The 17,932-nt window shown below is 32.3% G+C and carries 13 protein-coding genes, 1 tRNA gene and 1 pseudogene; 6 read left to right on the top strand and 9 right to left on the bottom strand.

Annotation, left to right across the window (positions count from 1 at the left end; translation table 11 throughout):
* Nucleotides 1-37: 37 nt before the first annotated feature.
* The 5 genes from C7H52_RS03830 to hemA all read right to left on the bottom strand — a co-directional run bounded on the left by C7H52_RS03830 (nucleotide 38) and on the right by hemA (nucleotide 5,061).
* Nucleotides 38-793, bottom strand: coding sequence for an EI24 domain-containing protein (locus C7H52_RS03830; RefSeq protein WP_106462563.1), 756 nt, complete (start codon nucleotides 791-793; stop codon nucleotides 38-40).
* 49 nt (nucleotides 794-842) lie between these two features.
* Nucleotides 843-1,865 (bottom strand): uroporphyrinogen decarboxylase, encoded by a 1,023-nt coding sequence (hemE, locus tag C7H52_RS03825; protein WP_106462562.1) that lies wholly within the window; start codon nucleotides 1,863-1,865, stop codon nucleotides 843-845.
* 119 nt (nucleotides 1,866-1,984) lie between these two features.
* Nucleotides 1,985-2,071, bottom strand: a tRNA-Ser gene (locus C7H52_RS13405).
* A gap of 150 nt (nucleotides 2,072-2,221) precedes the next feature.
* Nucleotides 2,222-3,805 carry a hydroxymethylbilane synthase gene (gene hemC / locus C7H52_RS03820; protein WP_106462561.1) on the bottom strand — a complete coding sequence of 528 codons (1,584 nt, stop codon included), beginning with the start codon at nucleotides 3,803-3,805 and terminating at the stop codon, nucleotides 2,222-2,224.
* A 14-nt stretch (nucleotides 3,806-3,819) separates the two neighbouring features.
* Entirely contained in the window at nucleotides 3,820-5,061 is a 1,242-nt protein-coding gene (gene hemA / locus C7H52_RS03815) for a glutamyl-tRNA reductase (RefSeq protein ID WP_106462560.1), read from the bottom strand.
* Nucleotides 5,062-5,260: 199 nt separating this feature from the next.
* On the opposite strand from hemA, the gene C7H52_RS03810 reads away from it, so the two are divergent.
* On the top strand, nucleotides 5,261-6,148 hold the full coding sequence (locus tag C7H52_RS03810; protein WP_106462559.1) for a helix-turn-helix transcriptional regulator: 888 nt from the start codon (nucleotides 5,261-5,263) through the stop codon (nucleotides 6,146-6,148).
* Nucleotides 6,149-6,211: 63 nt separating this feature from the next.
* Here C7H52_RS03810 and C7H52_RS03805 read toward each other — a convergent pair whose 3' ends face one another.
* The 3 genes from C7H52_RS03805 to C7H52_RS03795 are packed head-to-tail and all read right to left on the bottom strand — an operon-like array spanning nucleotide 6,212 to nucleotide 8,595.
* The gene (locus C7H52_RS03805) at nucleotides 6,212-7,057 is read right to left on the bottom strand and encodes a hypothetical protein (RefSeq protein WP_106462558.1); all 846 of its coding nucleotides are present in this window, start codon (nucleotides 7,055-7,057) and stop codon (nucleotides 6,212-6,214) included.
* 2 nt (nucleotides 7,058-7,059) lie between these two features.
* Nucleotides 7,060-7,833 carry a hypothetical protein gene (locus C7H52_RS03800; RefSeq protein WP_106462557.1) on the bottom strand — a complete coding sequence of 258 codons (774 nt, stop codon included), beginning with the start codon at nucleotides 7,831-7,833 and terminating at the stop codon, nucleotides 7,060-7,062.
* A 21-nt stretch (nucleotides 7,834-7,854) separates the two neighbouring features.
* Nucleotides 7,855-8,595, bottom strand: coding sequence for a hypothetical protein (locus C7H52_RS03795; RefSeq protein ID WP_106462556.1), 741 nt, complete (start codon nucleotides 8,593-8,595; stop codon nucleotides 7,855-7,857).
* Nucleotides 8,596-8,745: 150 nt separating this feature from the next.
* On the opposite strand from C7H52_RS03795, the pseudogene C7H52_RS13530 reads away from it, so the two are divergent.
* Both C7H52_RS13530 and C7H52_RS03785 read left to right on the top strand, forming a co-directional pair.
* Nucleotides 8,746-8,922, top strand: a pseudogene (locus tag C7H52_RS13530) (helix-turn-helix domain-containing protein); the annotation flags it as partial.
* Nucleotides 8,923-9,001: 79 nt separating this feature from the next.
* Nucleotides 9,002-10,846 (top strand): hypothetical protein, encoded by a 1,845-nt coding sequence (locus C7H52_RS03785; RefSeq protein WP_106462554.1) that lies wholly within the window; start codon nucleotides 9,002-9,004, stop codon nucleotides 10,844-10,846.
* On the opposite strand, the gene C7H52_RS03780 is transcribed toward C7H52_RS03785, so the two are convergent.
* Entirely contained in the window at nucleotides 10,847-14,320 is a 3,474-nt protein-coding gene (locus C7H52_RS03780; protein ID WP_106462553.1) for a TraB/GumN family protein, read from the bottom strand.
* A gap of 118 nt (nucleotides 14,321-14,438) precedes the next feature.
* Here C7H52_RS03780 and hemH point away from each other — a divergent pair, with 118 nt between their 5' ends.
* Genes hemH through C7H52_RS03765 form a run of 3 tightly spaced genes read left to right on the top strand, consistent with a single transcriptional unit; the run spans nucleotide 14,439 to nucleotide 17,375 of the window.
* On the top strand, nucleotides 14,439-15,470 hold the full coding sequence (gene hemH, locus C7H52_RS03775; RefSeq protein WP_106462552.1) for a ferrochelatase: 1,032 nt from the start codon (nucleotides 14,439-14,441) through the stop codon (nucleotides 15,468-15,470).
* Nucleotides 15,470-16,840, top strand: coding sequence for an MATE family efflux transporter (locus tag C7H52_RS03770; protein ID WP_106462551.1), 1,371 nt, complete (start codon nucleotides 15,470-15,472; stop codon nucleotides 16,838-16,840). The genes hemH and C7H52_RS03770 overlap by 1 nt, the downstream gene beginning before the upstream one ends.
* Nucleotides 16,824-17,375 (top strand): CopD family protein, encoded by a 552-nt coding sequence (locus tag C7H52_RS03765; protein ID WP_106462550.1) that lies wholly within the window; start codon nucleotides 16,824-16,826, stop codon nucleotides 17,373-17,375. Before C7H52_RS03770 ends, C7H52_RS03765 begins: the two co-directional genes overlap by 17 nt.
* Nucleotides 17,376-17,932: the final 557 nt, after the last annotated feature.

The raw sequence follows: 17,932 nt of genomic DNA, 5'->3' as shown, positions 1-17,932 counted from the left end.
GGCTTTCAATTCATCTTATAACTACCTTAAAATGTAGTTATTTATGAGCTAAAGCGCTTTTTTTATTTAATAATTCAACTGTTTTTATAGAAGCTGCAGTTACGCTAAATGGTAAAACCAGAATAACCCCAAATACAGGAATTAATAAAAACAACATAAATATAATGCCATTTCCTATGGCTAAACCTTTATGATTTGAAACAAATTTTATACTGTCGCGGTAGTTATAATGACGCTCTAAGGTATAATCTATATTTCCAAAACCTGCATAATAAGATTGTGTAAGGAATAATGCTATCGTTGAAAACACGTTAACTCCAGGAATAAATTTTAAGAGTAAAAGCGGTATTGTAATTAGTAGTTCTTTTAACAAGTTTCGCACATTCATACGAATACCTCTAACCAGTTGTTCTGTGAAGTTTGTTTTACGATGTTCGTGATGAACATTTCCAGTTAAATAAGCTTCAATTTTCTCTGAAACGGGACTCATAAATGGTGCAGAAAATGCCATGATAATATGCTTGTAGAGCACCAAGCCAATTGCTAACACAAAAATAACTCCTAAAATAGTTGAAAATGAGGTGAAGGTGTCTTTACCAAATTCCCAAATCCATATTCTTGCAATAAATGCACCTATGTTATCTGAAAAGCCATAAGCAATTAACCCAATACTGATTGCAGTTAATGCACTTATAACGATAGGTATAAAAAAGTATTTCCATAGCTTTAGTTTATTCATTAAACTAAAACTATGGAAATAGCCTTGAATACCTTTTATGATGTTTTTAATCATTATTCTATGCTTAATGCCTTACACATGTGAAGGTTATTAAGTAAAAGAATTACGCTTTATATTCTTTTACCGCATCTATAAATGCTTTGGCGTTTTCTAACGGAATGTTTGGTAAAATACCATGACCTAAATTTACAATGTATTTATCTTTTCCAAACTCGTTAATCATTTGAGTTACCATTTTCTTAATTTCGGCTGGTGGCGAAAATAAACGTGTAGGATCAAAATTACCTTGTAAGGTAATGTTTCCTCCAGTTAAATAACGTGCATTTCTAGCCGAACAGGTCCAGTCTACACCTAATGCAGAAGCACCTGATTTTGCCATAGTATCTAATGCAAACCAGCAACCTTTACCAAATGCAATGACAGGTGCATCATCTTTAAGGGCATCTATAATTTGCTGAATGTATTTCCATGAAAATTCCTGATAATCTACCGGAGATAGCATACCACCCCAAGAATCGAATACCTGAACCGCATTACAACCGGCTTTTACTTTTTCTTTTAGATAAGTAATAGTCGTGTCTGTAATTTTCTGTAATAATTGATGAGCTGCCACAGGATTTGTAAAACAAAATTCCTTGGCTTTATCAAAGTTTTTAGAACCCTGACCTTGTACACAATAACATAAAATAGTCCAAGGTGATCCAGCAAAACCAATTAACGGAATTTCGTCATTTAGTTTTTCCTTAGTCGCTTTTATAGCCTGATACACATAGTCTAAAGCTTCTTTAACATCTGGAACAATCACGTTATCCACATCTTTTTGCGAACGAATAGGATTTGGCAAATAAGGACCAAAGTTTGGTTTCATCTGCACCTCGATATTCATAGCCTGAGGAATCACTAAAATATCACTGAATAAAATAGCAGCATCCATGCCGTACCTACGTATAGGTTGTACGGTAATTTCACTTGCTAATTCTGGCGTCTGGCAACGTGTGAAAAAATCGTATTTTGCCTTTATTTCCATGAATTCTGGCAAATATCTTCCGGCTTGACGCATCATCCATACTGGTGGACGTTCTACAGTTTCTCCTTTTAATGCTCTTAAAAATAAATCGTTCTTCATAAATAGCTGTTAGCTGTTAGCTTTTGGCTGTTAGCTTTTTTTTATTAATTAGGTTTCGACTTTGCTCAACCTGACACTTTGGTTTTAATGACTGATAAAAAAATCATTAAAAAATTTAGCAGAGAGTAAGGGATTCGAACCCTTGGTACCTTTGCAAGTACACTACCTTTCCAAGGTAGCACGATCGGCCGCTCTGTCAACTCTCTAGTTATATTTTTTGCTTATAGCAGGTGGCCTTTTGCTATTAGCTTGTTCTCTGATTTATTAGGTCTCAACTTTAGCCTGTCTTGAGCGACAGTCGAAAGGCTCAACCAGACATGCCTTGTTAGTTAACCTGTTATTGCTAAAAAGCTATTTTACACAAATGCTTCATTTACTAATTCAATCACACTTTCTACCGTTGGCACTTTTGCCACACGTACATCTTCAAAATGTTTTCTGGCGTGTTTTGCTGTAGTTTCTCCAATACAAAATGCAATAGGTCTTATGGTGTTTTCTTTTACAAAACTGTCTATAGTGCTTGGACTGTAAAACATCACACCTTCTGCTTTAGTATTAATTTCTAAAGGATCAAACTTTGTGCTGTAAGCTTCAATTTCTTCAACTTTAATATTGCTTTCTCCTAAAATAGTAGGTAAGGCATCTAAACGAATATCACTACAAAAATAAGTAACTTCTGTGCCTTCCATATAATCTAGTAGATAATTTGCTAAGGTCTCGGCATTTTTAGCTTGGTGTTTTACTTTTCCTATTTTTTGTTCTATTAACTTTTTTGTACGTCTTCCTACGCAGTAAATAGTCTTAAAATTTAAGTCTTCAGCAGGAACACTATTTACTATAGCTTCTACCGCATTCTGACTTGTGATAACTACATTTTTATGTGCTTTTTTAAGCACATGTGGTGCAAGACGATTAATATTTACTTTTACAAAATCGGCATGATTAACTTTGATCCCATCATGGAATAATTTATTCTGCTCGTCGGTTAAAGCTTTTGTAGAGAAAACTGTTTCATCTCTTTTAGTATAATCACGGATGTCTACTAAACTATTTCCACCTTTATCTAAAATATAATGTGCACAAAAATTGGCGATATCATGATGTTTTCCGAAAGGTTCAATTTTCTCAACTTCAATTTTACGTGTTCCATCACGACTTAGTAAAATTCCTTTAAAACAAATATCATCTTCTTTATCTCTGTAAAACGCTAATGCTCCAATTGGTGCAGAACAACCACCTTCCAGAATTCGTAAAAATTTACGTTCTATAGAGGTACAAATTTCTGTTTTTTCGTCGTTAATTTCTTTACAAATTTCTATGACCTCAACATTTTCTTCCAATGCAGCAACCATAACTGCGCCTTGTGCTGGTGCAGGAATCATCCAATCTAAATTAAACGAGTTTTCTGGTTTAATTCCTAAACGCCCTAATCCCGCAGCTGCGAAAATAGCACCATTCCAAGTTTCGCTATTTTCAAGTTTCTCTAAACGAGAATTAACATTACCACGAATATCTTCAACTTTATGAGTAGGAAAGCGGTTTAACCACTGCGCTCTTCGACGTAAACTGCTCGTAGCTATTATTGCGTCTGGCTGACTTAAAAATTCTTCAGAATCGTTAAAAACCAACATATCACGTGTGTTTCCACGTTTTAAAACTGCCGCTTGTATAATGCCTTCCGGCATCATGGTTGGTACATCTTTTAAAGAGTGTACTGCCACATCTATATCGCCATTTAACAAAGCAATATCTAATGTTTTGGTGAAAATTCCAGTGACTCCAAGCTCATAAAGTGGCTTGTCTAACACTATGTCTCCTGTGGATTTTACAGGCACTAAAACACATTCGTGACCCAAATGTTCTAACTGAGATTTTACTGCGTTTGCTTGCCAAAGGGCTAGTTGGCTATCGCGTGTACCAATGCGTATGGTTTTAGACATGGTTTATTTGGTTCTTATAACTGAAACACTTTTTTAATAAGTTCTAAACTATCTGTATTAGAACTCGCATCATCTTTTAAATGGTGCGCAAAGTGATTTGTTATTTTTTGTATAATATTATTACTAATTAATTCGGCTTGTTCTTCGTTAAAATTAGCCAACTTTTTACGTTGTGTATCTAGTTCGGCAATTTTAAAATCGTGAAGTTTATGTTTTAAAGCTTTTATAGTTGGCGCAAATTTACGTGTCTCTAACCAAGCGTTAAAATCGGTTTTTACTTCTTCTATAATTTCTTCAGCTAAAGGAATATGAGTTTTACGACGCTCCAGAGTATCGTCTGTCATTTGAGATAATTGATCCAGATGTACTAAAGTGACTTGTTCTAAATCGGTCACATTTTCATTTACATTTTTAGGAATCGATAAGTCTAAAATTAAAAGCGGTTTGTTGTTTTTAATAATATATTTATCTACCGTTGGGTTTTGTGCACCTGTAGATACAATTAAAATATCTGCAGCGTGAATTTCTTCCTGTAAATTGGCATAATCTTTAACTACTAGATTAAATTTACCAGCAATTTTTTCGGCTTTATCTTTAGTACGATTAATAAGTGTAATATGCTCATTTTTGGTGTGTTTTACCAAATTTTCGCAGGTATTACGTCCTATTTTACCAGTTCCAAATAATAAAATATTTTTATCTGAAACGTTTTCAACTTCATTTAAAATATAATGTACCGATGCAAAAGATACCGATGTTGCTCCCGAAGAAATCTCGGTTTCGGTCTTAATACGTTTACTTGCTTGAATTACGGCATTTAATAAACGCTCTAAAAAAGGATTTAATAAGCCTTGTTTTTTTGAAGCTCTAGCACTTACTTTTAATTGACTTATAATTTCAAAATCCCCTAATATCTGACTATCCAAGCCACAACCTACACGAAATAAATGCGAGATAGCTTCACGGCTTTTATAAATGTATGCGACTTCCTGAAACTCTTCAACCGTTCCTTTGGTGTTGTCACATAGTAATTTAATTAATTGATATGGGTGCTCGGCAAAGCCAAAAATTTCTGTACGGTTACAGGTAGAAGTTACCAGTAAGCTCTCAATACCAGCTTCCTTAGCCTGAGCCAGTAAATTAGCTTTTGCGTTTTCATCTAAACTAAAATGACCTCTTACCTCGGCATCTGCTTTTTTATAGCTTAAGCCTAAGGCATAGAAATGAGTTCCTTTAGAGATGTGGTATTGTTCCATTAAAGCATTAAGGTATTGTCTGCAAATTTACACGTCGGTTATGGTTTTTTATAACGCTGTAAGAACAATAAATGTCGCTTGTGGTTTTTTAGAGTTGTTTTTTGTATTTTTACACTATTATTACAGTAATAACAAGCTTTTACGGTTGCTAAGCTAAAATTAGTTTAGAACGAATCTAAATAAAATAAATATATTTTTTATGTCTATTTCAGAAAAAAATAACGCTAAAGGGTTCTATAATGAAACCCAGATTGAAGATGGATTTTTAGTTTTAAGTTACCGAAACGACACCAATCAAATTGTTGATATTGAGAGAGATATAGACAGTAGTTTTATTCAGTTTCATTTTTGTTTGAAAGGACATAGCGCCTTTTTATTTAATAATGGCTCTTATGTTTTAGACATTTCTGAAGAATCTTCACTATTACTTTATAACCCGCAAAGAGACTTACCTATTTTTTTAAAAGTAAAGCCGAATAGTTGGATGGTTTCTATAGTGATTTCTATTAAAAAGTTTCATGGTTTATTTTCTCAGGAAGCCGATTATATTTCATTTTTGAACAAAGACAATAAAGACACCAAGTATTATAAAGATGGGCAAATTTCGCCGTCTATGAGTATTGCTTTAAATCAGGTGATTAACTACAATCTTAATGAGATTATAAAACCACTCTATTTTAAAGCGAAAGCTTATGAGTTATTAAGTCTTTATTTTAACCGAAATGAAGATGCCGATATTGAACAATGCCCATTTTTAGCCGATGAAAGTAATGTAACCAAAATAAAGCGTGCTAAAGATATTATTATTTCTCGCATGGCAGAGCCACCAACTTTACAGGAATTATCGGACGAGATTAATTTAAGCTTAAAAAAACTAAAAGAAGGCTTTAAGCAAATTTATGGCGATACGGTTTATGGCTTTTTGTTTGATTATAAGATGGAAGTTGCCCGTAAACTCTTAGAAACCGGAACTCATAACGTTAACGAAGTAGGTTTAAAAGTTGGTTATAGCACAGGAAGCCATTTTATAGCCGCTTTTAAAAAGAAATATGGTACTACGCCTAAAAAGTATTTGCAGAGTAGTTAAAATGAGAAAAGGTATCTTATAACTTTACAGTTACAGACACCTTTATATAAAAACTTGTAAGTATTAATCTTGGTAATAATGTGCTATTATTTGAATATCATCATTTCCTGTTCCAATATACATTTTTACAGCACCTGTTCCTCCCGTATCTCCAACCGCTAATTGAGCAGCAAACATTGCTGTATAAGTGCCTGGTCCCAACTTAACATAATCTGAACCAGTATTATGAAAATTTTCATATTCACCATTTCTACCATCTCCGTTATTATAAAATTGACCATTAATTGCTAACATTCCTCCTACTTCTTGGCAATTTGTACCACTTGAATTAACATCAATACACCAAGGCCCATCATTTATTGGATTGCCATCCACATCAAATGTTACGGCAGGTCCTAAATAATTATTTCTTCTAAAATATAAACCTGTTTGTACAATTCTAGCATGTTCGTCATCAATTCTACCTGAAGGGTTTGCTGTTTTGTAAACTGACCACGATACAGAATAATTTATTTCTACAATAGCATTTTTTGTTAAGGTAAAACTTGTTGCTGTTCCCCCAACGGGTATACCTGCGGTTGTATAACCAAAACCACCTCCAGTTTGATTAATTAAAGTTGTTGGACTAATTCCATCAATTAAGTAATTCTCAGAATCGAATAAAATTTCTATATTATCCGTTTGTGTCCCTAACACTAGATCTCCATTGTCGTCTATATGCACTTGTGTTGTACTGTCTGGACCCAAATTATTTGGGTTATTTGCACTACTTAAACCATCTATTCTAATAGTTTCAATAGGTCCACCAACATGTAATGCTTGTTGTGGATTGTCTGTATTAATACCTACTTGTGAAAAAGCAGTACTAAAAATACATACAAAGCTAAAGGTTATATATAATTTTTTCATAATTAATTGTAAATTCTAATTTTTAAATAATCTTTATCTCCACCAAACCCTACGCTTGTAAAATCTAAAGCGTTGCTATTAACCTCTCCAAAAAAATGTAAGGTGTGGTTTCCTGCAGGTAGAGTTAAATAACCTTGGCTATTCATATATGGATAACCTATGGTGCCCCCATAATTTGTTTCATAAGACTGACCTTTGTAACCATGTCTAATACTTTTTTCTGTAGCATCTAGACCATCACTATTAACATCTACACAGAAATAAGTTATCATACTTACAGCTCTATCATATGTTGCATAAGTAGTTGGAGGACTAGTACTTAAATCGTTACCAGTTATTAATAACGTAATGCCATATTTAACCTCTACGGTTGCCGCTTGAGGACAATTAAATGTTATTGTTTTTATAGTATCTTCATTGGTTGTGCTACCTACACCACAATTAACGACAGAACCAGAACCATAACCTAATGCGTAAGGATCGTCTTCTATAAAATTTGGTATATCTAAAAGAAAGTTTAATGGCTCAATAGAATCTGACCCAAATCCGCTTCCAAAAGTTATATCTCCATTACCATCAACATAAGCTTTTACTAGCTTACCCGATGGGTTTTGTACAGGGTTATTAGCAGTATTTAAGGCATCTATTCTAATAGTAGAATTAGTTCCTGCAACATGCAATTCCTCTTGAGGTGTTAATGTACCTATCCCTACTTGAGAAAAGCTTATAAAAAAGCATAGGTTGAACATTACTATGATAAAATAGTTTTTTTTCATAATGTTTTTTGGTTTTAAATATTAATGAAGACGAAGAAATATAGCGTCATATCCTGTAGCAAATTCAACATATGCTGCTTTAGAGGTTGTGCCACCTCCGCCGCCTTTTACATTTGAAGATACTTCGCCATAAAATTGAATTTCATATTTGCCAGCACCAGGAAGTTGTATGTACGCAGTAGAAGCATTATACATAGGACCCGTAACACTTAAGGCAGAGCCACTAGAATAGCATTTAGAAACCGGACCATACTTTCTAGTTCCCACACCACTTACAATAAAATAAGTACTTATTCTTCTTGCAAAATTATCGGATATCGGGACTCTTCCCGCATTTAAATACACATCAAAACTTAAATTGTATTTTACTTCAAGAATTGCTGGTCTGTTTATAGTAACTTCAAATAAGGTTATTTGAACATCTGCTTCACCATCGGTATCATTAGCCGCAAGAGACACAAAATTTACTGGGATGGCAGCATCATCAACCGCATCTGTACCATTACTATTATATAATGGTTTAAACTCTGTGGTTAAATTACCTAAATCATCGACGTATAGATTATATGTATTATTTGATAAATCCATATCACCATCTACATCTCCTGCGTTATAGGGACTATTATCTGCATCTAAACTTTCAACTCTAACTGTACCTGTATTGGAACCTATATGTAAAGCTTGTTGTGGATTTGTTGTATTTATTCCAACTTGTGCGAATAATGGAAAACAAATCAAGGCTGGGAGTAATTTTTTAATCATATACCTACTTTTATAATAGGAATATATTCAATAATATAAACTACGCAATGTTTTGTTTAAAATATTCGATAAAATTCATCTTTTGAGGTTAAATAACGTATACGTATTAATATTTTCAATAAAAAACTTAATAATCCTCATCTATTAATCGTTTTCTTGTTTTTACTTTATAATTGTTTTGAAGTTAATCGTAAACTCATAAAAGCTAGAACTCATAACGTTAACGAAGTAGGTTTAAAAGTTGGTTATAGCACTGGAAGCCATTTTATAGCCGCTTTTAAAAAGAAATATGTTACTACGCCTAAAAAGTATTTGCAGAGTAGTTAAATATTATTAATTGTGCTTTAAGAGAATTAATTTATTATTTTAGAGTCTAAATTTATTTTAACCAACCAAAAACCCCACCATGAAATTAGAAAAAATACTAGATAAGTTAGGCTCTATTGAGAAAAACTCATTCATAAAAATAATAGACAATATTATATCTAAAGAACCTAATAATTTAAAGATTATAAATAAAATATTAAGTTCTACAGATAAAGGTTTAAAGTCTGTAGACAATCAAAATATTTCAAAAATATTTGAACTTACTCAAAACGAATTTCAAGATCATATAAAATGTGAATTTCAAGAAATCACATCCCAGTTAGATATTTTAATAGATATTATTATTAGAGATGGTAATTGTATCATGAAGCAAGATTGGTTTTCAAGATTATATGAGAAAGAAATCAAACAACTTAAAAATAAAATTAAAGAATTAAATGCTGATTTTGAAGATGAAAAATCGGAACTATCTTCTTCCAGAAAGAGAGATTATAAAATTTACAAATCTTGCTTACATACAGCCTATTTTAATGATGTAGATAATAATAGAGATGCAAAAATAACATCTGATGAGCTTTCAATTATACTAACATTATCAAAACAACTTGGTTTATCTCAAGAGGAGATTAAACTAATAAACTATTCCATTCTTCCAATAAAAAAACTTGATATTCAGGATGTTATTAAGAGTTTGAAAAACATAGGAGTTATTTTCTATTCAAATAAAGAAAATACGATTTATGTTGCTGATGAGATGGTTAGGGTTCTTAGAAGAGTTAGGGAACAAGAAGTCGCTGAGAAATTTTTTAGAAGAACTCTAAAATTACTAAGAGAGCCAATTTTAAATCAAATTTGTAAAGAACATAATATTGACAGAAAATTAACACCAGCACAGAAAATAGAAGAAATTATAAAAGAAGGTGTTTCTTTTACCAATCTACTTTTGGAAGATATTTATAAGCAAGGCAGTACTCTTACAGAAAAGAAAAAGACATTAAATGAGCTTTGTGAAAAAGGATTAAATATTAATAATTTAAAAGGTAGTGTTTTAGAAGATAAAATATGTAGCCTAATTGAACACTTCGACAGCGTTGAAAGAGATGAGAAAGTAGGCATTTCTATCGATGGGTTTGATAAGCTCCTTTCTGAGTTAAATCAATCTCTACCAAAACAAAATAAACACATTAAAGAGCAATTTGAATTGCAGGATGAATATGTTTTAAAAGCTGATTTTTTATTAGACTATAACATAAAACCAAGAGATATTTTAGATTTATTGGTTAAAGAAGATTTAATTAAATTTATTAAAGATAATGGAGTAAAACAACGTGGCGATAATATTCTTAACATATTAGAACACTACAAAGATGTTGAAAATCTTTATTTGGAAAATTTTGAGAATGTTGCGTATAGAAATTTAAATGTTTTAAAAGAAAACGGAATAACAGTTAAAGAAAGTGAGCTTGGTTTAAAATTTGAAGAATTAACAAAAACTATTTTCGAAGGTCTTGGTTTACAAGTTGATGATGTTTTAAAGAATCAATTAAACACCAAGAAAGACATGATGGATATCCTAATCAATTTAGGTAACAATGAAATTATAATTGTAGAATGCAAAACAAGTAAAGAGAAGGGTTATAACAAGTTTAGTACAGTTTCTAGACAACTAAAATCTTATCAAAATGTTGCTTTAAAAAATGATTTGAGAATTGTAAAAATTCTTTTAGTCGCTCCTGAATTTAGTGATGATTTTGTTACTGATTGTGAAATGGATACAGAAATGAATCTATCGCTTATAACCGCTTCAACCTTATTAAATATTTCCGAAGCTTTTAAAACATCAAAATTTAATGAATTTCCTCATGTTTTATTTCGAGATATTGTGATAAATGAAGAAAGAATTTTAAAGGCTTTAAGCAAATAATTAATAATCCTCATCCATCAATCGTTTTCTGGTTTTGTGGACTACTTTATCAATAATGTTTTGATAGAGTTCTTCTTCGTCTTTATTTTCATTAAACTCTTCTCCGTAAGAGCCTGTTTCTAAATACGAATCTAGAACAATTAAGTCGTTAGAATCGTCCTTTAAATAAGCGAAATAGTATAAACGAGTATTTTCAGAGTCGCTTGTGGTTTTAATTAGTTTATAGAAATGAATTTCTCCTTTATCTCCTAAATCGGTTTCAAATGGTTTTTTGTCTACAAATACTATGGAATCACGCTCTTTTTCAATATTCGTATCGGCAAATAAGTAAGATTTAATGTAGCTGTCCTGTGTTATACCAGTTGCTTTCGCATGAGTATATAATTCTTTATGGTAAAGCTTACTTATTATAAGGTGTTTAAGATCATCACTATAAATGGTTTTTTCTTTTAAAGCATTAGGTATGGTTTCATTTTCTCTTGCTAATAACGAATAATAAGACGCTTGGGCATGTCCGTTTTTACTTTCAATTAATTTGTTAAAAAATTCTTGTGCTGTTTTTTCTTCACGGTAAGGAAAAATTAAATACACATAATCTATTAGGCCATAGTTTCCTTTGTAAGAACTGCTATATTGACTATAACTACGCTTTATTTCAATTTTACCATCGTTAATAATTTGCTTTTTATATTTTTTGTAGACTTTAGGCTTAATTTCGTCTTTAATAATAAGCTGACTCAACAGACCATAAATTGGAGCCTTGTAATCGTTTACAGATGTAAACTGTAATAATTCTGGAAACAACTGTTTTTTACCACTTAAACTATCGTTATAACGGTTTAAAACATTTGTAATTTCACGCTCATCTAAGGGTAAATCTTTATTAAGGAGTTGAATAAACTTCTCATACGATTTCGTGGTATTCTTTCTAAAAAAACTATTTAAAACTATAATTTGAACTTCTGGATCGCTGTAAGAATCATCATATAACTGCTCCAAGTAAGTTTCTAAATTTGGATGCTCCAGCTGTGCCAGCTCTTTAATAAGCTTGTATTTAATATCAATTTTATTTTCAGGGAAATCGAAAGTTTTTAAAAACTTCATTAAAGGTTCTGCATGAGTGGTGTTAAATTTTAATTTATCTACACTATCAAACACAATGCTATCATTGGCTTTTAGTGCTTCTAAAAAAATTGGTGTTTTATCTTTAAATACAGAAACTCCCAACAAGGTATCTAAGGGTTGGAAGGAATTGTAAAATGTTTTTAAAAATTGACTTTGTGGCGTTATGGTATCACCTTGAGCACGTAACTCAAAATAAGCGCCTTTTTTAAGTATGTTTTTTACGTAAACTTGTTTAATACTGGCAGTATCTCTTAAAATATACTCATATGTAAACGTACTGTCTTTAACCTGTTTCTTTTCATTTAAAATAATAAAATCCTTGTAGCCCTCATACTGGCTATAATTTTCATATTCTTTTTTTACGGTAGCCCACAAACTATCAATGTGTTCAAACATCTGTAAATCGTGATACTTGTATTTGGTCACATAAATCTGTTCGTTTGCTTTACTATAATAGGTTGTTAAGGTCTCTTTTTCAGCATAAGGTTTTTCTTTTTCGTAACTATAGTTGCTTTTTGGTGGTATAGTTTTGGTATTTGTTTTTACTGAAAAATGCAAAGACGTATCAATAACTGTTTCAAAATTATCCGGATATTGGTATGCTTTAAATTTTAAAGAGCTGAAATACTTTTTAGCTTCTGCCTCACTTTGTCCTACATAACCTAAGGTGTAGTAACTACCATCTTTTATTACGGTTTTTAAATGAAGACCATTAACAGAATCTTTTAATATAGCATTGGTTTCATAACTTGTAACTGGTGTTCTTGTAAGTTTACCTTCGTTAACTTCCAATTCCAGGTTTTTAAGAAAGTTATGAGCCATAAATTTTGCCTCGAAACTATCTTCTTCCAAATAATAATTGTCATGATAAACGGTTTCTCTTAAAAAGTAAAAGGCATTGTTGTAATAACCTTGCACGAGTTTATTACCTGAATAATCGTAATTATCCGTCACGTAAGTTTCGGGAAATTTTAGTTCATATTTATTAAAAGGCTCCTTTAATACCGTAAATGTTGTTGCAGATTCTTTAAATGAAATTGAATCGAACACATTTTTTTCAAAATCTAACACGTAAGTTTTAAGCCCAGATAATTTAATAATAATAAATTCTAGTGGCGTTTGATAAATATGAAATTTTTCATAATCGCCTTTTTTGGTCTGATTAACAATACTTAACCCAGGAAATTTCCCCGTAATAGGTTCTTTCGAAATGATTTTTCCCGGAACGTCTTCAAACAAAAACTTTTCAATGTGGTTTAAGTATAAATTATTATCGTTAGGTAAATAGTTAAAGGTGTTTATTCTGGTAAGCGTTAAATGTGCGCCGTTTGGTAAGTCTGGAGATATGTAATATTTAATTCCATTATACAAGAATTCTCGTAACTCGCCATATGCATTTAAGCTTATAAAACCATCTGGAGTTTGCTGCTTAGAAAATACAGGGGTTTTAATTTTGGTTTCCAAGCGTTCCTTTTCGGTTATGGCAAGATTTGTTTTTAAAGATGTTAAGGGTTTTACACGATATCCTAAATTTTGAAGTAATTGTATCATCCCGCGTTTTCCGCCTAAATGCGCTGCTCCAACTCCAGAAAACACAGACTTGGTTTGCATAACAGAATCTAGAACCTTAACCATATTATCATTTCTAATAAATAGCATATGTTCTCTAAAATATTCAGAATTTGATGCTTTACTTATAGAATCTAAAAACTGGATATTTCGATCTCGGTACGTATTTTCTCTTAATAAATATGCGTTTTCCTTTTCATATAACTTAGCCAACCAAGGGTCTATTTTATCTTTTTTTGAATTTTTTTGTGCTTTTGCTACCAAATATCGCGACTCTTCTAAATTTTCGAGACTAATAATGGGCTTATTAGTTTTTTTTCCTGCCTGATAAATAAACATATCTAGGTAGGTTTCTTCTTCAAAATTATCTTTAGCCGAATCTTTTCTGTATAAAATACCATTAACTAACTGGTTATTAAAGCGTATAGCAGAACGAATTAGCAAATCTTTGGGAGCTTCAATTCCAACAATATTAGAATAAAAATCATCTTTAAACGTAGAGGCATAATTTTGCGGAAACAACGTCGTGGTGTAGTAATTATACTCCAGCCATTCACTCGGGCTGGATTCTAAAGCAACATAATCGGCATTATTTAAGGCTTCAAAAAACACATCGTCCAATCGAAACGCCACTTTATTGCTTACATGCATGGTACCATATAAGTAAGAAGGTTTTTCTAAACCATTACCACTAATTTCCCATAATAAACTGTTTTGATTTTCTTGGGAAAACCCGATAAATGAAACAAAAATAAAGAGGTAAAAAACACTGTACTTCATAAATACTTAAGAAAAAGGTATGTAAAGGTATTAAAATATCTTACTACTATAGCAACGCTTAATAAGTAGGCATATTACAAAATAGAATTGTATTTTTGTAACACTATAAATTTTTTAAATGAAAAAAGGCATTTTAATGGTTAATCTGGGTTCGCCAGATTCTCCTACTCCAAAAGACGTCAAAACATATTTAGGGGAATTTTTAATGGATGAACGCGTTATAGACGTGCCTTTATGGGCAAGAACGCTTTTAGTTAAAGGGATTATTTTAAATACCAGACCTAAACAAAGTGCCAAAGCTTACCAAAAAATATGGTGGGAAAATGGCTCGCCTTTAATTGTGTTAAGTGAACAGTTAAAAGAAAAAGTGCAGGAAAAAGTAGACTATCCTGTTGCTTTAGCTATGCGCTACGGAAGTATGACCATAAAAAAAGGACTACAAGAGCTGGTAGACAAAGGTGTAGAAGAGGTGTTTTTAATACCATTATACCCACAATTTGCTATGGCAACAACCGAGACTATTTTGGTGTTAGCAGAAGAGGTTAGAGCGCAACATTTTCCTAATGTAAAGATTCAAGATTTACCTGCTTTTTATAATAATGAAGATTATATTAATGTGCTATCAAATTCAATTCAACATCATTTAAAAGATAAAGATTACGAGCATTTACTGTTTTCATATCATGGTGTTCCAGAACGTCATATTCGAAAAAGCGATATTACAAAATCACATTGTAAAATAGATGGCTCTTGTTGTGCTACACCAAGTCCTGCACACGAATTTTGTTACAGACACCAATGTAAGGAAGTTACCCGATTGGTTGCCGAAAAACTAAACTTAAAGCCCGATACGTATTCAACATCATTTCAATCCCGATTAGGATTTGATCCTTGGTTACAACCTTATACGGACAGAACCATAGAACGTTTAGGGAAAAAAGGCATTAAAAACATGGCTATAGTTACGCCTGCATTTGTAAGTGATTGCTTAGAAACCTTAGAAGAAATTGCTATGGAAGGTGAAGAACTGTTCCACGAAGTTGGTGGTAAAGAATTTACAACAGTACCGTGTTTAAATTCGGACCAGCCATGGGTAGATTTATTAGCACAATGGATTAACGACTGGGCAAAAACACCTGTTAACGCTTAATGAAACCAAACAAAGCAGCACTATTAGGCTCGGAAACCATACCAAAACTTTTGGTCAAACAAGCCGTACCTGCCTCTATAGGTATTTTAGTGATGTCTTTAAACATTTTAGTCGATACTATTTTTGTGGGTCAATGGATTGGACCAACAGCAATTGCAGCTATTAATGTTGTCTTACCAGTCTCATTTTTTATTGCGGCTATTGGTATGAGTATTGGTATTGGTGGATCGTCTATTATCTCCAGAGCCTTAGGCTCCAACAACCATAATAAAGCACTCACTGTTTTTGGTAATCAAATCGCGTTAACTTTACTAATTACGGTTAGTTTTGTTGCTGCGGGATTGTACTATGTAGATAATCTTATTCCTTCTTTTGGTGGTAAAGGTGCTATTTTTGCTCCTGCCAAAATATATTATACCATTGTGCTTTATGGTGTGCCATTCTTGGCCTTGTGCATGATGGGAAACACAGTAATTAGAGCTGAGGGCAAACCAAAATTTGCCATGTATGCCATGTTAATTCCATCGGTTGGGAATTTGCTGCTCGATTATCTTTTAATAAATGTATTAGATTATGGTATGGAAGGCGCAGCTTGGGCGACTACTATTTCGTATGGTTTATGTGTCGCTTTTATATTTTGGTTTTTCTGCTCCAAAAAATCGGAATTAAAACCCAACATATCCCATTTTAAATTAAAACTGCCTATAGTTAAAGAAATTGGTAGCTTAGGTTTTGTTACACTTGCCCGACAAGCCGTAGTAAGTATCACCTATTTATATTTAAATAATTTACTCTTTAATTATGGCGGAGAAACCTTAGTGACCGCTTACGCCATCTCTGCACGTATGCTTATGTTCGCGTTATTTCCTGTATTTGGGATTACACAAGGTTTTTTACCTATTGCAGGCTTTAATTATGGCGCAAAGAACTATAGTAGGGTGAAAGAATCTGTTGCTGTTGGAGTAAAATCTGCGGTGTTTTTCGGGTTTATCGTCTTTGCTGTATTGATGCTTTTCCCTACAACGATTTCAAAATTATTTACTACCGACAAAGCGGTTTTAGAACTGGCTCCAGATGCGATGCGCTGGGTATTTGCTGTAACACCTATAGCTGCCGTTCAAATTATTGGCGCAGCCTATTTTCAGGCTATAGGTAAAGCTATTCCTGCGTTATTATTAACTTTAACCAGACAAGGCTTCATATTTATACCTTTGTTGTATATTTTACCTCAGTTTTTTGGAGAATTAGGTATTTGGATGGCATTTCCAATTTCCGATGTTTCTGCAACTATCATTACAGCAATCTTTTTAAAACGAGAATTAAATAAACTTCCATCAACACCAAACCAGACTCATGGAACCGTACTATAACTATATAAAAGCTTTACATCTTATTTTTGTAATTACTTGGTTTGCAGGTTTATTTTATATCCCGCGTTTATTTGTTTATCAAATAGAAGCCTTTCATAAACCTTCTCCCGAAAAAGAAATTTTAGGCAAACAACTTAAACTTATGGCAAAACGCCTATGGTATATTATTACTTGGCCAAGTGCCATTTTAGCCATTATTTTTGCCTTACTACTTTTACATTTAAGACCTTTTTTATTAGAGTTGTCTTGGATGCAAGTTAAATTAGGTTTTGTAGTCCTATTAATTATTTACCATTTAAAAACACACATCTACTTTAAGCAATTACAAGTAGATGATGTTCGTAAAACCAGCAATTTTATGCGTTTATGGAATGAAGGTGCCACCTTTATTTTATTTGCAGTTATCTTTTTGGTACTGGTTAAAAGTGCCATTAATTGGATTTTTGGTGTTATTGGTATTTTAGTATTAGGTATTTTATTAATGTTGGGCTTTAAAGTGTATAAACGTATTAGAGATAAAAACCCTGAGGCTTAGTAACATATTGGCGTTCCCTTTCAGGTCGTGCTATCCGTTATATCTTTTTTTGGCTTAGGCGCACCAAAAAAAGGATGCCACTTCTATCACTAAAGCATAGACTTAAGTATTAAAGATTAATCGCGTGATTTCCTGCTGTCTAAATGATTTTTTATATACAATCTTGATTAAGTTCTCGACTGCGCTCGAACAGACAAAAATTTTCATATTAGTCATGTCGAGGTATCGAGACATCACATAATATTTTTTTATTATATAGTCACCAAAATAGTGTGATTTCTCCTTACGTCGAAATGACTTTTTATTTACAATCTTAATTGAGTTCTCGACTGCGCTCCAAAAAACATTAAACTATTACTCTTAGTTTTCGCATTAGCGATTGCAGCGGTATCCTTTTTTTGCTTTAATAAATGGCAAAAAAAGATATAGCGTAAAGCGCGACCATTTTTTAAAATGGGAATGCCCAAAAAAGAATAAAACCAGTTAATTGGCTTCATTTTTGCTATATTTATGCCAAAGCATTTTAAAATTGTTTCGAAAAAAATATTCTTTACGCG

This window comes from Aurantibacter aestuarii (assembly GCF_003008425.1).
GTDB lineage: Bacteria > Bacteroidota > Bacteroidia > Flavobacteriales > Flavobacteriaceae > Aurantibacter > Aurantibacter aestuarii.
The sequence above is the reverse complement of the archived record's forward strand: the minus strand, read 5'-3'. Positions and strand labels throughout refer to the sequence as shown.

Bases quoted from the DNA above. Each gene is read 5' to 3' on its own strand.
- C7H52_RS03830 (WP_106462563.1), bottom strand. From the start codon at position 793: ATGATTAAAAACATCATAAAAGGTATTCAAGGCTATTTCCATAGTTTT.
- hemE (WP_106462562.1), bottom strand. From the start codon at position 1,865: ATGAAGAACGATTTATTTTTAAGAGCATTAAAAGGAGAAACTGTAGAA.
- hemC (WP_106462561.1), bottom strand. From the start codon at position 3,805: ATGTCTAAAACCATACGCATTGGTACACGCGATAGCCAACTAGCCCTT.
- hemA (WP_106462560.1), bottom strand. From the start codon at position 5,061: ATGGAACAATACCACATCTCTAAAGGAACTCATTTCTATGCCTTAGGC.
- C7H52_RS03810 (WP_106462559.1), top strand. From the start codon at position 5,261: ATGTCTATTTCAGAAAAAAATAACGCTAAAGGGTTCTATAATGAAACC.
- C7H52_RS03805 (WP_106462558.1), bottom strand. From the start codon at position 7,057: ATGAAAAAATTATATATAACCTTTAGCTTTGTATGTATTTTTAGTACT.
- C7H52_RS03800 (WP_106462557.1), bottom strand. From the start codon at position 7,833: ATGAAAAAAAACTATTTTATCATAGTAATGTTCAACCTATGCTTTTTT.
- C7H52_RS03795 (WP_106462556.1), bottom strand. From the start codon at position 8,595: ATGATTAAAAAATTACTCCCAGCCTTGATTTGTTTTCCATTATTCGCA.
- C7H52_RS03785 (WP_106462554.1), top strand. From the start codon at position 9,002: ATGAAATTAGAAAAAATACTAGATAAGTTAGGCTCTATTGAGAAAAAC.
- C7H52_RS03780 (WP_106462553.1), bottom strand. From the start codon at position 14,320: ATGAAGTACAGTGTTTTTTACCTCTTTATTTTTGTTTCATTTATCGGG.
- hemH (WP_106462552.1), top strand. From the start codon at position 14,439: ATGAAAAAAGGCATTTTAATGGTTAATCTGGGTTCGCCAGATTCTCCT.
- C7H52_RS03770 (WP_106462551.1), top strand. From the start codon at position 15,470: ATGAAACCAAACAAAGCAGCACTATTAGGCTCGGAAACCATACCAAAA.
- C7H52_RS03765 (WP_106462550.1), top strand. From the start codon at position 16,824: ATGGAACCGTACTATAACTATATAAAAGCTTTACATCTTATTTTTGTA.